Origin of the sequence: Microbacterium excoecariae (genome assembly GCF_011326725.1) — a bacterium.
GTDB classification, from domain to species: Bacteria; Actinomycetota; Actinomycetes; order Actinomycetales; family Microbacteriaceae; genus Microbacterium; species Microbacterium excoecariae.
The window spans coordinates 170,553-185,005 of the sequence record NZ_JAANCO010000001.1; the positions used below are offsets into that span (position 1 = coordinate 170,553).

General features: G+C 72.1%; 13 protein-coding genes. 3 read left to right on the forward strand and 10 right to left on the reverse strand.

The genetic code is table 11. From position 1 onward, the window contains the following. Positions 1–121 precede the first annotated feature (121 nt). The 3 genes from G8E01_RS00720 to G8E01_RS00730 are packed head-to-tail and all read right to left on the reverse strand — an operon-like array spanning position 122 to position 2,981. On the reverse strand, positions 122–1,069 hold the full coding sequence (locus tag G8E01_RS00720; protein ID WP_420826016.1) for a DNA-methyltransferase: 948 nt from the start codon (positions 1,067–1,069) through the stop codon (positions 122–124). After that, a complete protein-coding gene (locus tag G8E01_RS00725) occupies positions 1,066–2,115 on the reverse strand; it encodes a lipoate-protein ligase LplAB (RefSeq protein ID WP_166314474.1) in 1,050 nt (349 codons plus the stop codon). Before G8E01_RS00725 ends, G8E01_RS00720 begins: the two co-directional genes overlap by 4 nt. 26 nt (positions 2,116–2,141) lie before the next feature. Continuing rightward, positions 2,142–2,981: an alpha/beta fold hydrolase gene (locus G8E01_RS00730; protein WP_166314477.1), complete on the reverse strand. Its 840-nt coding sequence runs from the start codon at positions 2,979–2,981 to the stop codon at positions 2,142–2,144. Positions 2,982–3,078: 97 nt separating this feature from the next. On the opposite strand from G8E01_RS00730, the gene G8E01_RS00735 reads away from it, so the two are divergent. Both G8E01_RS00735 and G8E01_RS00740 read left to right on the forward strand, forming a co-directional pair. After that, the gene (locus G8E01_RS00735) at positions 3,079–3,510 is read left to right on the forward strand and encodes a MarR family winged helix-turn-helix transcriptional regulator (RefSeq protein WP_166314480.1); all 432 of its coding nucleotides are present in this window, start codon (positions 3,079–3,081) and stop codon (positions 3,508–3,510) included. Positions 3,511–3,515: 5 nt separating this feature from the next. Then, positions 3,516–4,823 carry an MFS transporter gene (locus G8E01_RS00740; RefSeq protein WP_205827298.1) on the forward strand — a complete coding sequence of 436 codons (1,308 nt, stop codon included), beginning with the start codon at positions 3,516–3,518 and terminating at the stop codon, positions 4,821–4,823. A 13-nt stretch (positions 4,824–4,836) separates the two neighbouring features. Here G8E01_RS00740 and G8E01_RS00745 read toward each other — a convergent pair whose 3' ends face one another. From G8E01_RS00745 to G8E01_RS00770, 6 genes are all read right to left on the reverse strand, one after another. Next, positions 4,837–6,135 carry a multidrug effflux MFS transporter gene (locus G8E01_RS00745; RefSeq protein ID WP_205827297.1) on the reverse strand — a complete coding sequence of 433 codons (1,299 nt, stop codon included), beginning with the start codon at positions 6,133–6,135 and terminating at the stop codon, positions 4,837–4,839. A 213-nt stretch (positions 6,136–6,348) separates the two neighbouring features. After that, complete coding sequence (locus G8E01_RS00750; protein ID WP_166314489.1) at positions 6,349–7,764, reverse strand: rhamnulokinase; 1,416 nt, start codon at positions 7,762–7,764, stop codon at positions 6,349–6,351. Between the two features lie 263 nt (positions 7,765–8,027). Then, positions 8,028–10,064, reverse strand: a complete 2,037-nt coding sequence (locus tag G8E01_RS00755) for a bifunctional aldolase/short-chain dehydrogenase (RefSeq protein WP_166314492.1) — start codon at positions 10,062–10,064, stop codon at positions 8,028–8,030. Between the two features lie 41 nt (positions 10,065–10,105). Beyond that, a complete protein-coding gene (locus G8E01_RS00760; protein WP_166314495.1) occupies positions 10,106–10,942 on the reverse strand; it encodes an alpha/beta hydrolase fold domain-containing protein in 837 nt (278 codons plus the stop codon). Further along, on the reverse strand, positions 10,942–12,105 hold the full coding sequence (rhaI, locus tag G8E01_RS00765; protein WP_166314498.1) for an L-rhamnose isomerase: 1,164 nt from the start codon (positions 12,103–12,105) through the stop codon (positions 10,942–10,944). Before rhaI ends, G8E01_RS00760 begins: the two co-directional genes overlap by 1 nt. Positions 12,106–12,178: 73 nt before the next feature. Then, positions 12,179–12,550, reverse strand: a complete 372-nt coding sequence (locus G8E01_RS00770; protein WP_166314501.1) for an L-rhamnose mutarotase — start codon at positions 12,548–12,550, stop codon at positions 12,179–12,181. 270 nt (positions 12,551–12,820) lie between these two features. Between G8E01_RS00770 and G8E01_RS00775 the strand changes: the two genes are divergently transcribed. After that, the gene (locus tag G8E01_RS00775) at positions 12,821–13,846 is read left to right on the forward strand and encodes a LacI family DNA-binding transcriptional regulator (RefSeq protein ID WP_166314504.1); all 1,026 of its coding nucleotides are present in this window, start codon (positions 12,821–12,823) and stop codon (positions 13,844–13,846) included. Positions 13,847–13,882: 36 nt separating this feature from the next. Here G8E01_RS00775 and G8E01_RS00780 read toward each other — a convergent pair whose 3' ends face one another. Further along, positions 13,883–14,383 carry a MarR family winged helix-turn-helix transcriptional regulator gene (locus G8E01_RS00780; RefSeq protein WP_155048962.1) on the reverse strand — a complete coding sequence of 167 codons (501 nt, stop codon included), beginning with the start codon at positions 14,381–14,383 and terminating at the stop codon, positions 13,883–13,885. Between the last annotated feature and the right edge of the window lie 70 nt (positions 14,384–14,453).

Here is a 14,453-nt window from a genome sequence, read left to right on the forward strand (position 1 = left end):
GCGCCCGCCAGACCCGAGCCAGCGCCGGCGAGCACCGATCGCTGCGCTCCGAGCGTCCCCTCGAACGCCGACCGGCCGGATCGCGTTGAGGGGGACGGGACGAGTCGTTCCGCACGGCGGCCTACCGGATGACGACGGCGTGCGGCATGCGCGCCTGCATCACCTCGATGGCGCGGGGGCTGCCGTCGACGAGGACCGCCTGGCGGCCGAGGCGCGAGGCCACCGCACCCGTGGTGCCGGATCCGGCAAAGAAGTCGAGCACACGGTCGCCGGGGCGGGTGGACGCCTTGATCATGCGCGCGAGAATCCCCTCGGGCTTCTGCGTCGGGTAGCCGGTGCGCTCGGGTCCGCTCGTCGGCACGATCGTGTGCCACCAGACGTCCGTCGGGAGCTTGCCGCGCGCCGCCTTGTCGGCGTCGACGAGGCCCGGCGCCATGTACGGCTCGCGATCGATCGCGTCGGAGTCGAAGTGGTACCGGTCCGGATCCTTGACGTACACGAGGATCGTGTCGTGCTTCGTGGGCCAGCGCGACTTGCTCTTCGCGCCGTAGTCGTAGGCCCAGATGATCTCGTTGAGGAAGTGGTCGCGCCCGAACACCGCGTCGAGCATGACCTTCGCGTAGTGCGCCTCACGGTAGTCGAGGTGCAGGTAGAGCGTGCCGTCGTCCGCCAGGAGGCGCCACGCCTCGCTCAGGCGCGGCTCGAGGAACGCCCAGTAGTCGTCGAAGCGGTCGTCGAAGGTCGTCAGGGTCTGGCGGATCCGCTCGTACTTGCGGCCGTGGAACCCGTTCCAGACCGGGTTCTCGGTCGCGTGCAGGAAGTCCTCGCCGAACAGCGCGCCGTCCGGGTCGTCGGCGACGTTGCCGATGTGGACGGCATCGGGCGCGTGCGTGACGCGCTGCGTGGTGTGCTGCCGCTTGCGGCCGGTGTTGAAGGGCGGATCCAGGTAGATCATCGTGAAGGCGGCGTCCGGAAGCTTCTGGATGACCTCGAGGTTGTCGCCGTGGTGGATCGCGACGGGCGCGCCGAGGGACAGGCCCCGTTGCGGGGCGGGGTCGACGGCGGTCACGGGACCCGGTGCAGCCAGGCGTCGGTGGCGAACTTCGTCCGCACGAGCTCCTCGGCCTCGGCGTATTCCTCGGGGGTAATGGATCCGCGCGTCGCGCCCGTCAGCCGCGCGAACACGTCCATGAAGGCGTCGATGATCGCCCGACGCTCCATGCCGGTCTGGGAACGCAGGGGGTCCACGCGCTTGGCGGCCGAGGTCGTGCCCTTGTCGCTGAGCTTCTCGCGGCCGATGCGGAGCACCTCGGTCATGACCTGGCCGTCGATGTCGTAGCTGAGGGTCGCGTGGTGCAGGATCCCGCCGTTGGCGAGGCGCTTCTGCGCGGCGCCGCCGATCTTGCCCTCGGGGCTCGCGATGTCGTTGAGGCCCTGGTACGTCGCGCGGATCCCCACCGACTCGAGCGCCTGCAGCACCCAGTCGTCGAGGTACGCGTACGAGTCGGCGAAGGTGAGGCCCGCGACGAGCGACGCGGGCACGTAGAGCGAGTACGTGATGATCTGCTCGGCGCCCATGAGCATGGCGCCGCCGCCCGAGATGCGTCGCACGACCTCGAAGCCGTGCTGGGCGGCGCCGTCCGGATCCACCTCGTTGCGGTACGACTGGAAGGATCCGATGACGACCGCCGAGCGGTCCCACTCCCAGATGCGCAGCGTCGGGGTGCGGCGCCCCGCGCCGACGCGGGAGGTGAGCACCTCGTCGAGGGCGAGGTTCATGAGCGGCGAGACGGCCGGGTCGTCGACGATCTCCCACGCGAAGTCGGACCACGTCGACGCGGTCACGAGCGCGCGGCGGGTGGCCGTGCCGACCGCCTCGGGCGTGAAGCCGATGAGCTGCGCCCCCTCCGGAAGCGCGCGCCGGATCGCCGAGGCGATCGCCGGCACCTCGGCCGTGTCGGGCATGCCGACGACGGCGGCGTTGATGTCGCCGAGCGCGTCGTCCGGCTCGAGGAAGAAGTCCCCCGCGAGAGCGAACTCGCTGATCCGTCCGTCCGTCACCTCGAGGTCGACGACGACGAGCTTGCCGCCGGGGACCTTATATTCGCCGTGCATGCCTTCAGCCTACGCGGCGGACGCTCTCAGGAACGGGGGAAGCGGGCGTCGAGCCACCCGAGGATGTCGGCGCGCACGCGCTCCTGGACGAACCCGTTGAGGATCTCGTGCCGCCCCTCGTAGACGTGGGTCGTCACGTCGGTGAACCCCGAGCGGCGGCGATACGCCTCGGCGAGCCGGTGCACCGACCGCGGCCCGCCCACGGCGTCGTCGCGGCCGACGAGCAGCAACGTCGGGGTGTCGGGGAGGCCGCGCCGGGGACGCCCCACGAGGCGCAGGGTGTTCCACGGCCCGAACGCCTTCGCGAGCGGCGTCTGGGTGGTGAGCGGATCCGCGAGCGCCGCGTCCTGCACCGCGGGATCCTCTGAGATCCACTCGTTCCCCTTCGCGCCGGGCGCGGCCCAGCGCGCGTTGAGCGGCGCGGCGTTGAGGGATCCGGGCCAGCGGAGGGCGGATCCGACGAGCACGATCCCGTCGTAGGCGCCCGGGTGGTCGTTCACGAGGATCTGCGCGAGGAAAGATCCCCACGAGTGCCCGAGGACGACGAGCGGGACGCCGGGGTTCTCGTCGCGCGCGATCTGCGACATGCGCCAGGCGGCGTCCTCGGCGGCGCGGTGTCCGCCGGCGCCGAGGCGCGCGAGGCGCTCGGCCCGGCCGTGCTGCTCCATGCCCGTGCGGCCGTGCCCGCGGTGATCGTCCGCGTACGCCGCCCACCCCGCCGCGGCGAGCGCGTCGAGGAGCGCGCCGTAGCGCCCCGCGTGCTCGCCGACACCGTGCAGCACGTGCACCACGCCGCGGGGCGGGCCGTCCGGGCGCCGCACGTCGTAGTGGATCCGGGTGCCGAGTCGGTCGACGAAGGAGGCCATGCGCCGATCATCCCACCCGCCGGGACGCGCGGGATCCGCCCCGCGGCGCGGCCGTCCATATCCTTAGCAGAACTAATGGCCTAAACTAACGATTCGTATGACGACCGACGATCCCCTCTCCCGCGAGGCCTCCGACCTGCGCGCCGCGACGCTGCGGCTGGCGCGGCGGATCCGCCAGCAGCGCTCCGTGTCCACCATGAGCGACGGGCAGTTCGCCGTGCTCGTCGCGCTACACCTGCACGGCCCGCACACCCTCACGGCGCTCGCCGAGCGCGACGGCATCACGGCGCCCTCCATGACCCGCACGGTCAACGGCCTCGAGGAGCTCGGCTACGTCGCCCGCTCCGCCGACGCGGGCGACCGCCGCAAGGTGCAGATCGCGATCACGGAGGCCGGGACCGGCGTGGTCGAGGACACCGTGCGCCGCCGCGACACGTGGCTCGCGCGGATCCTCGTCGACCTCCCACAGGACGAGCGCGACACCCTGCACCGGGCGGCCGAGATCATCCTGCGCGAGGTGCACCGATGACGACGATGTTCCGCTCCCTCGGGGTGTTCAACTACCGCGTGTGGTTCCTCGGCGCCCTCATCTCGAACGTCGGCGCGTGGATGCAGTCCACGGCGCAGGACTGGGTCGTCCTCACCGAGCTCACCGACCACGACGCGACGGCCGTCGGCATCACGATGGCCTGCCAGTTCGGCCCGCCGCTCGTGCTCGTCGGCGTCACCGGCTGGGTGGCCGACCGGTTCGACCGCCGCACGCTCCTGGTCCTCACGCAGGGATCCCTGGGGCTCCTGTCGGTCGCGATCGGCGTCCTGCTCCTCACGGACGTCCTTACGCTGCCGCTCATGCTCGTGCTCGCGACCCTGTTCGGCGTCGCGAACGCGTTCGACGCCCCCGCCCGGCAGGCGTTCGTCAGCGACATCGTCGGCCGCGCGCACACCTCGAACGCCGTGGCGCTGAACTCGGCCTCGTTCAACATGGCCCGCCTCATCGGGCCGGCGGTCGGGAGCGTGCTGCTCATCGTCGTCGGCAGCGGCTGGGTGTTCATCGTCAACGCGGCGACCTTCGCGGCGATGCTCGCGGCCCTCGCCGCCATGCGGGCGGGCGAGCTCGAGCCGCGCGTGCGGCAGCGGCGCGGATCCGGGCGCCTCGCCGACGGCGCGCGCTACGTGTGGGGGCGGCCCGACCTCGTCGTCACGTTCACGATGGCGTTCCTCATGGGCGCGTTCGGGATGAACTTTCCCATCTTCGCCTCCACAATGGCGGTCGAGTTCGGCCGCGACGCGGACGGCTACGGGCTCCTCAGCTCGGCGCTGGCGATCGGATCCCTCGCGGGCGCCCTGCTCGCGGCACGGCGGGACCGCGCGCGCCTGCGGGTCGTGATGCTCGCCTCGGGCGGCTTCGGCGTGTTCTCGATCGTCTCGGCCGCGATGCCCGCCTACCTCGGCTACGCCCTCGTGTGCGTGGCGATCGGCTTCTGCACCGTGACGATGCTCACGACCGCGAACGGGTTCGTCCAGACCACGACGGATCCGGCCCTGCGCGGCCGCGTGCTCGCCCTGTACCTCGCCGTCATCATGGGCTCCACCCCGATCGGCGCGCCGCTCGTCGGGGCGATCGCCGACGCCTGGGGGCCGCGCTCGGCGATCGTCGTGGGCGGGGCCGCGGGGCTTCTCGCCGCCGCGATCGGCGCGGTCTGGCTGATCTGGTCGGGGCGCCTGCACCGGGCCGAGCGGGCCCGCTTCCGCCTGACGATCGATGAGACGCGCCCCATCACCGTCGCGACGCCGACGGTCGATCCGGGCCCCGCGGATCCGGCCCCCGGCGCGCGCGCCTGACGGGCGGATCCGCTCAGGCCGAGAGGCCGCCGAGCGTCCGCGGGCGCACGATGAACCACAGCGCCGCGGCGCCGAGGAGCGCGCAGGCGATCATGATCGACGCCATGGAGGCGGGGGTGATGCCGCTGGCCGCCGAGACGAGGCCGACGAGCGGCGAGATGATCCCCGCGACGCCGTTGTTCGCCGCGCCGAGGACCGACGCGGCCGTGCCGGCCGCGTCGGGGTGCCGGTCGAGTGCGAGCACCTGCGCGCAGGGGAACGTGAACCCGCACGAGGTCATGAACAGGAACAGCGGCACGATCACACCCCAGGGGCCCGGCACGAGCGCCGAGGTGATCGGGATCGCGGCCGACGTGACCACGAGGGCCCCCGTCGAGAAGGCGAGCACCCACTGCGGGCCGAACCGGGCCGCCAGCCGCGCCGCGATCTGGTTGCCGAGGATGAGCCCCGCCGAGTTCGCCGCGAACACGAGCCCGTACTGCATGGTCGTCAGCCCGAACGTCTCCTGGAACAGGAACGACGAGGACGACAGGTAGGAGAACAGGCCCGAGAAGGTCATGGCGCCGATGATGAGCACGCCCACGTAGACGCGGTCGGAGAACACGACGCGGTAGCGGTGGCGGATCGAGACGGTGTCGGCCGTCGCCCGGTCGCTCGCGGGCCGCGTCTCGGGGAGAGCAAACAGGGCGCACAGGAGGATCGCGAGCCCGTAGCCGAACAGGACGACGAAGATGCCGCGCCACGGCATGACCTCGAGCAGGGCGGATCCGATCAGCGGCGCGATCACCGGCGCCACGCCCGTCACGAGCGCGAGCCGGGAGAGCATGATGACGAGCCGGCGCCCGCCGAACAGGTCGCGCACCATCGCCATCGCGACGACGCCGCCGCCGGCCGCGCCGATGCCCATGAGGACGCGCGCGGCGCCGAGCAGCTCGAGCGAGGGCGCGAGCGCGGCGCCGAGGCTCGCGACGAGGTGCAGGCTCGTGGCGATGAGGAGCGGCGTGCGCCGGCCCACCTTGTCGCTTAGGGGGCCGACGATGAGCTGACCGAGCGCGAAGCCCACCATCGTGCCCGTGAGGGTGAGCTGCACCGCGGCGCTCGTCGTCTGGAAGTCGTCTTCCAGGAGCGGAAACGCCGGCAGGTAGAGGTCGACCGTGAAGGGCCCGAGCGCCGTGAGCGCGCCGAGGAGCAGGACGTACGCGAAGCGCCGCGCGCTCGAGAGCTGATCGCCCTTGTGGACGTGCGCCGTCTCGCCGCCCGCCGAGCGGACCGCGTCCGGCACGAGCATCGACCCCGTCGGGATCGGGATCATGCCCGTCGCGGTCGGGATGATGCCGGTCGGCGGGTGCGCGCTGGAGTCGCGGGCGTCGTTCGTCACGCGGAATCGCTTTCGCTCGGGGGTGTGCGGGGGATTTCTCGCGACGTTAGAGCATCGCGCGCGCGGCCCGCCAGCGACCCGCGCGGGGTGGGGAAACGACGAACCGCCGGCGGGCATTCCCCGTCCGGCGGTTCGTCCTGCATGTCCTCAGACCCGCGGGGCGTATCGCGTCGGGGGGAACGCCTCGGCCACGACGGCCCGCAGGGCCTCGAGGTCACCCGAGACGAACCCGGCCGTGCGGCCCTGGATGAGCAGGTTGCCGATCGCCGTGGCCTCCACGGGTCCCGCCTCGACCGAGACGCCGGCGCGATCCGCCGTGAGCTGGCAGAGGAGGGTGTTGAGGGATCCGCCCCCGACGATGTGGATCGTCTCGACGGGGATCCCCGACAGCTCCGAGGCGGTGCGCACGGCGCCCGCGAAGGCCTCCGCGAGGCTCTCCACGATCGACCGGGCGAACTCGGCGCGCGTGGCCGGCACCGGCTGGTCGTGCTCGCGCAGCCAGGTGGCGATGCGGCCCGGCATGTCGCCCGGGGGCATGAAGACCGGGTCGTTGGCGTCGAAGATTCCGACGGGGGTGCGCACCTCGGCGGCCTGGGCGAGGAGGGCGGGCAGATCGACCTTCTCGGCGCCCGGCTCGCGCTCCCACTCGCGAATCGTCTCGCTCAGCAGCCACAGGCCCATCACGTTGTGAAGGAAGCGCGTGCGGCCGTCGACGCCGCCCTCGTTCGTGAAGTTCGCCTCCCGCGCCGCGTCGGTGAGGACGGGCGTCTCGGTCTCGACGCCCACGAGGCCCCACGTGCCGCACGAGATGTACGCCGCGCGATCCGCCCGCATGGGCACCGCGAGCACCGCGGAGGCGGTGTCGTGGGATCCGACCGCGACGACCGGAGCGGATCCGCCGAGCTCCCGCGCGACGTGCGGCAGGAGGTCACCGACGCGCTCGCCCGGGTCCACGAGGCGAGGGAGGATCCGTGCCGGGACCCCGAGGCGGGTCGCGAGGTCGGTGTCCCAGTTCTTCGTCCGGACGTCGAGCAGGCCGGTCGTTGACGCGTTGGTGCGCTCGGCGACGCGCTCGCCCGTGAGCATCCAGCCGAACAGGTCGGGAACGAGGAGCATCGCGTCGGCGAGGCCCAGCATGCCCTCCTCGCGCTCACACGCGAGCTGGTACAGCGTGTTGAACGGGAGGAACTGGAGGCCGTTGCGGCGGTAGAGCTCGGCGAAGGGCACGTCGGCGTGCACGGCCTCGACGCCGCGCGCCGTGCGCTCGTCGCGGTAGTGGAAGGGCGTGCCGAGCATGCGGTCGCCGCGCATGAGCGCGTAGTCCACGGCCCACGAGTCGACGCCGATCGAGGCGATGCCGGGCTCGTCGCGGAAGGCCGCGGCCAGCCCGTCGAGGGCCCCGCGGTACAGGGCGACGAGGTCCCAGTGCAGGCCGCTCGGCGTCGTGACGGGCGCGTTCGGGAAGCGCCCGACCGTGGTCATGTCGAGCGAGCCGTCGGCGAAGCGCCCGACGATCACGCGCCCGCTCGTGGCGCCGAGGTCAACGGCGGCGACGGCGTTCATCGCGCGACCCCCGGCTCCACCACAACGCCGTCAATATTCGGGCGGTCGGCTCGATACGCGGCGTGTCGCGCGGATCCGGAAAAAACTGACTGCATGGTGTTGCCGCCTCCTGCGCCGGCGCCGGGCTCCGCGAGGCGGATCCGGGTTACGTCACTCATGGTGTTGTCTTCGAACACAATGCAGTCAATTTCCCACCCGGGCGCCGGCGTTGCAGGGAACGCGGCTCACCGGGCGAAAAATTGACTGCGTTATGTCGGGCGAGGTCAGCGGACGAAGGCCTGCGCGACGCCCGAGTCGACGGGGATGTGGAGCCCGGTCGTGCGCGTGAGCTCGGGGCCCGTCAGCACGTACACGGCGTCGGCGACGTTCTCCGGCACGACCTCGCGCTTGAGGATCGTGCGGTTCGCGTAGAACTGGCCGAGGTCCTCCTCGTTGACGCCGTAGGTCGCCGCGCGCTGCGCGCCCCAGCCGCCCGCAAAGATCCCGGATCCGCGCACCACGCCGTCGGGGTTGATGCCGTTGACGCGCACGCCGTGCTCGCCGAGCTCGACCGCCAGCAGGCGCACCTGGTGCGCCTGGTCGGCCTTCGTCGCGGAGTACGCGATGTTGTTGGGGCCCGCGAACACCGAGTTCTTGGACGAGATGTAGATGATGTCGCCGCCCATGCCCTGCTCGATGAGCGGCGTCGCGGCCGCCTTCGAGACGAGGAAGGATCCCTTCGCCATCACGTCGTGCTGCAGGTCCCAGTCCTTCTCGGTCGTCTCGAGCAGCGGCTTGGACAGCGACAGGCCCGCGTTGTTGACGACGAGGTCGATGCCGCCGAACGCGAGGAGCGCGGCGTCGATCGAGGCCTTCACGGCCTGCTCGTCGGCGACGTTCGCGGCGACGCCCACGGCGACGTCGGGGCCGCCGATCTCGGCCGCGGCCGCCTGGGCCTTGGCGAGGTCGAGGTCGGCGATCACGACGCACGCGCCCTCGGAGGCGAGGCGCTTGGCGATGGCCTTGCCGATGCCGCTGGCGGCACCCGTGACGAACGCGATGCGCCCCTGGTGCGTCTTCGGCGCGGGCGTCCGCTGGAGCTTGGCCTCCTCGAGGGCCCAGTACTCGATGCGGAACTTCTCCGACTCGGCGATGGGCGCGTACGTCGACAGCGCCTCGGCGCCGCGCATGACGTTGATCGCGTTGACGTAGAACTCGCCGGCGACGCGGGCGGTCTGCTTGTTCTTGCCGTAGCTGAACATGCCGACGCCCGGCACCAGGACGATGAGCGGATCCGCTCCGCGCATCGCGGGGCTGTCCTCGTCCGCGTGGCGGTCGTAGTACGCCGCATAGTCGGCGCGGTACGCCTCGTGCAGCTCCTTCAGGCGGGCGATCGAGTCCTCGACGGACGCGTCGGCCGGCAGGTCGAGGATGAGCGGCTTGACCTTGGTGCGGAGGAAGTGGTCCGGGCAGCTCGTGCCGAGCTCGGCGAGCGCGGGGGCCTTCTCGGAGGCGAGGAAGTCCGTGACGACCTCGGCGTCGGTGAAGTGGCCGACCATGGGCGCGTCGGTCGAGGCGAGGCCGCGGATCGTCGCGGCGAGCGCGGCCGCCTTCGCGCGGCGCTCGGCCTCGGGGAGGGCCTCGTAGCCGGCGCGAACGGATCCGAACGGCTCCGCCGTGCCGTGCTCGGCGATGTACGCCGCGGCGGTGGAGATGATCCAGAGCGAGTTCTGCTCGCTCTCCTCGCTCGTGTCGCCCCAGGCCGTGATGCCGTGGCCGCCGAGGATCGTACCGATCGCCTGCGGGTTGGCCTTCTTGATCTCGGCGATGTCGAGGCCCAGCTGGAAGCCGGGGCGGCGCCACGGCACCCACACGACCTTGTCGCCGAAGATCTTCCGCGTCAGCTCCTCGCCGTCGACGGCGGTCGCGATCGCGATGCCGCTGTCGGGGTGGAGGTGGTCGACGTGCGCCGCGTCGACGAGGCCGTGCATGGCCGTGTCGATGGACGGCGCCGCGCCGCCCTTGCCGTGCAGGCAGTAGTCGAAGGCGGCGACCATCTCGTCCTCGCGGTCGATGCCGGGGTAGACGTTCACGAGCGCGCGCATGCGGTCGAGGCGGAGGGCGGCGAGGCCCTTCTCCGTGAGCGTGCCGAGGTCGCCGCCGGATCCCTTGACCCACAGCAGCTCGACGGGCTCGCCCGTCACGGGGTCGATCTCGGTGCCCTTCGCCGACGTGTTGCCGCCGGCGTAGTTCGTGTTCTGGGGGTCGGAACCGAGGCGGTTCGACCGGGTGATCAGGTCTTCGACGGTGGGGTTCGTCATGGGTGTCTCTCTCGTAGCTTCGCGGGCGAAGAACAGGGGGGTCAGGAGGTGGTCAGGCGCCGGACGAACGTGTCGATCGTCGGCGTGAAGCCGGGCTCGTCGGGGCGGTTGAGGTGGCCGTGGCGGGTGCCGGGCTCGACGCAATACGCCACGTCGGCGCCGGCCGCCTCGAGCGCGGCGGCGAACGCCGCGGCCGACACACGCAGCTCATCGACGTCGCTCGCGACGATCGTCGTGGCGGGGAAGCCCGCGAGACCGCCGGCCGTGCCGGGGGCGGCGATCTCGTCCGCCGACTCCGCGGATCCGCCGAGGTAGTTCTCGTACATCGCCCGCACGACGGCGGGCGAGAACTGCTCGGTTAGCCCCGCGGCGGCGAGCGCGTCGGTGAGGTCCGCCGGCACGGCCGGCTGGATCGCGTGCAGCGTGGGGTAGGCGAGGACGAGGTGGGCGGGGAGCGCCGCGCCGGCGCGCACGAGGCGGAGCGCCGCGCCGGCCGCGAGGTTCGCGCCCGCGCTCGCCCCGCCGAGGGCGACGGATCCGGGATCCGCTCCCCACTCGGCCGCGTGCGCGCGCGCCCACGCGAAGGCCGCGCCGACCTCCTCGCTCGCGACGGGGTAGTGCACCCCCGCCCGGTCCTCGTCGCCCCACCGGGAACCGGCCACGACGGGGGCGAGCCGGTAGTCGACCGAGACGGTGGGGACGCCGCGCGCCGCGAACGCGCGCGCGACGGCGTCCCCCTCGGGCATGTCCACGGATCCGGCGGCGAACCCGCCGCCGTGCGCCCAGACGAGCGCGGATCCGCTCGGGCGATCCGCCGGGTACACGCGCACACCGAGCGGGCCGTGCGGCCCCTCGATCGTCGTGTCCCGGGGATCCATCACGCGCCCCAGCCGGCCTGGGTGCCGCCGACGCGCTCGGCCTCGATCTTCTCCTGGTAGCCGGAGGCGAGGTAGGCCGCCATCGGGTCCTCGGGGAGGCCGCGGCCGGCACGCCACTCCGCGAGCGCGGGGCGCACGTCGGTGTAGAACGCGTCCATGAAGACCTGGTGCGCGGCGAGGGGGTCGCCGGCGATCTGGGCCTGGCGCAGCGCGTCGGTGTCGACGAGGAGCGCGCGGGCCGTCATCTCCTGCACGTTCAGGACGGAGCGGGTCTGGCCGAGGATCTTGTTCTCGACGTTGTGGCACTGGTCGAGCATGAACTGCACGTCGGGGTTGTTCAGGCCCCCGCCGCGCACGACCTCGAAGACGATGCGGAACAGCTGGAACGGATCCGCGGATCCGACGATGAGATCGTCGTCCGCGTAGAAGCGGCTGTTGAAGTCGAAGGAGCCGAGCTTGCCGAGGCGCAGCAGCTGCATGACGATGAACTCGATGTTCGTGCCGGGCGCGTGGTGGCCCGTGTCGAGGCACACGAGCGCCTTGTCACCGAGGGCCGAGACCTGGGCGTAGGAGGTGCCCCAGTCCGGAACATCGGTGTGGTAGAACGCCGGCTCGAAGAACTTGTACTCGAGCACGAGGCGCTGGTCGTCGCCGAGGCGCGCGTAGATCTTCTCGAGCGAGTCGTGCAGGCGGTCCTGGCGGCCGCGCATGTCGGCCTGGCCCGGGTAGTTCGACCCCTCGGCGAGCCAGATCTTCAGGTCGCGCGAGCCGGTCTTGTCCATCACGTCGATGCACGCGAGGTGGTGGTCGATCGCCTTGGTGCGGATCCGCGCGTCCTCGTGCGTGAGGGCGCCGAACTTGTAGTCGTCGTCCTGGAACGTGTTCGAGTTGATCGTGCCGAGCGCGACGCCCTCGTCCTCCGCGTGCTTGCGGAGGTCGTCGAAGTCGCTCATGTCCCACGGAATGTGGAGCGCGACGGTCGGGGCGAGGCCCGTGAGCTTGTGGACCTGCGCGGCGTCGGAGATCTTCTCGAACGGATCCCGCGGGGTGCCGGCGGTCTGGAACACCTTGAAGCGCGTGCCGGAGTTGCCGAACGCCCACGAGGGGAGCTCGATGGCCTGCTTCTCGAGCTGGTTGAGGATGTCCTGGGAGAGGGTCGTCATGTCGGCCCCGCCTTTCTCTGTATGCGTGTGTCGGATGCGGGGGCGGCCATCGTCGGACGCCCCGCGTGGGTCGTTAGTCGCGGGCGCGTGCGGCGCGCAGCTGGGATTCGAGGTGGAACACCTCGGGGAAGGTCTGGGCGTTCTGGTCGGCGCGGCCCTCCTGCGCGACGAAGAAGGGGGCCATCTCTGCCTCCCAGCGCGCGGCGACCTCGCTCGCGGCGAGATAGGCCTGGGATGCGGCGTCGTCGTCCGTCTCGTAGAAGCCGACGAGCTCGCCGCCGCCGACGTGGAAGATCGAGTAGTTGCGGCGCCCCGACGCGGCGATCTCTTCGAGCATCTCGGGCCAGACGGGGTCGTGCCGGCGCATGTACTCGTCGAGCATGTCGGGCTTCACGCGCAGTCGGAACGCCACGCGCACGGGCGCGGCATCGGGTTCGCTCGCCATCGAGGCACCTCCGGGTTTATGAATCGTTTCATTATGGCCCGGATTCGCGGTGGCCGCAAGCCCGGGCCGCGGCACTCGCCGTCGCCCCGACCGACCCGACCAACACAACGCAGTCAATTCGCGGGATCGGCGCGACGAACATGCGGATCCGGGGGCGCGGCGCCGAAAATTGACTGCATTGTGTTGGGGAGACGGGGCGGGCGGACTGTGGCCGCGCGGGGCGGCACGGCCGCGGACGGCTAGGATCCTGGAGATAGTCCAGGAGGTCGGATGGCGGTCAGCATTCGCGACGTCGCGAACCAGGCGGGCGTCTCGGTGGGCACCGTGTCGAACGTGCTCAACCGCCCCGAGTCGGTGGCGGCCCACACGGTCGACCGTGTGCGCGCGGCGATCGACGCGCTCGGCTATGTGCGCAACGACGCGGCGCGGCAGCTGCGCGCCGGCCGCTCCGACACCGTCGGCCTCGTCGTGCTCGACGCCGGCAACCCGTTCTTCAGCGACCTCGCGCGCGGCGCGGAAGACGCCGCCGCGGAGCGCGGACTCTCGGTCCTCCTCGGCAATAGCGACGAGCGGCCCGACCGCGAGGACGCGTACCTCGGCCTGTTCGAGGAGCAGCGCGTCCGGGGCGTCCTCCTCTCCCCCAGCTCGGAGCGGCTCGAGACGGCGGAGCGCCTGCGCGCGCACGGGATCCCCGTCGTGCTCGTCGACCGTTCCGCCCCCGGATCCCCCTTCTCCTCCGTCGCCGTCGACGACGAGCACGGCGGCTACATCGCCGCCCGGCACCTTCTCGATCAGGGCCGCCGCCGCATCGCGTTCGTCGGCGGCCAGCGCTCGCTCCGGCAGGTCGCCGACCGCCTCGCGGGCGCCGAGCGCGCCGCGGCGGAGACCCCCGGCGCCCGGGTCGAGCACGTGCCGACCGAGCAGCTCACGGTGCTCGCGGGGCGCGAGGCCGGCGCGGCGCTGGGGGCTCGCGCGCCCCGCCCCGACGCAGTCTTCGCCGTGAACGACCTCGTCGCCCTCGGCGTCATGCAGGCGCTCGTGATGCTCGGATCCGTCCGGATCCCCGAGGACGTCGCCCTCATCGGATACGACGACATCGCCTTCGCGCAGTCCGCCGTCGTGCCGCTGACCTCGATCCGGCAGCCCGCGCATCTCATCGGGTCCACCGCCCTCGCGCTGCTCGACGCCCTCGCGGCGGATCCGACCCGCGCGCCCGAGACGATCGAGTTCGACCCCGAGCTCGTCGTGCGCGCGTCGACGGGGGCGCGACGCGAATCGGGCACTGACCCGTCGTAGTCCCCCCGCGCGGGGCGCCGACGCGGCGCGCGCGGCTCAGCCCCGGCCGAACGGATCCGTCCGCGTGACGGCGAAGCGGCCCTCGGGGTCCAGGCGGTCGAGGATCGCGTAGGCGATCTCGCGCAGCTGCGCGCGTTGGTCGGCGTCCAGCGCGTCGAGCACCGCGTCCCGCACGTTCTCGACGTGCGCGGGCGTCGCGGAGATCGCCTTGCGCCGCCCGTCGGGTGTGAGCACGACGTCGATCGCCCTGGCGTCGTCCGCGGCGCGCTCGCGCCGGGCATAGCCGCGCTTCTCGAGGCGCGTGACGACGTGCGAGAGCCGGGGCAGCGTGGCGTTCGTCGCCGAAGCGAGCTCGCTCATGCGCACGGTATGACCGGGCGCCCGCGTGAGGACCGCCATGACGAGGTAGTCAAAGTGGGTGAGCGCGTCATCCCGGGCGAGCTGCTGGTCGATCCGGGCCGGCAGCAGCTCCATGACCGCCGCGAGCGGCGCCCAGGTCGCCTGCTCCTCGTCCGTGAACGACCTCGACCTCGACATGCCCTCACCCTACGGGAATAGTTGTCGCATCAACCGTGTTCCCGTAGATAGTTGTTCCCACAACCTCTCG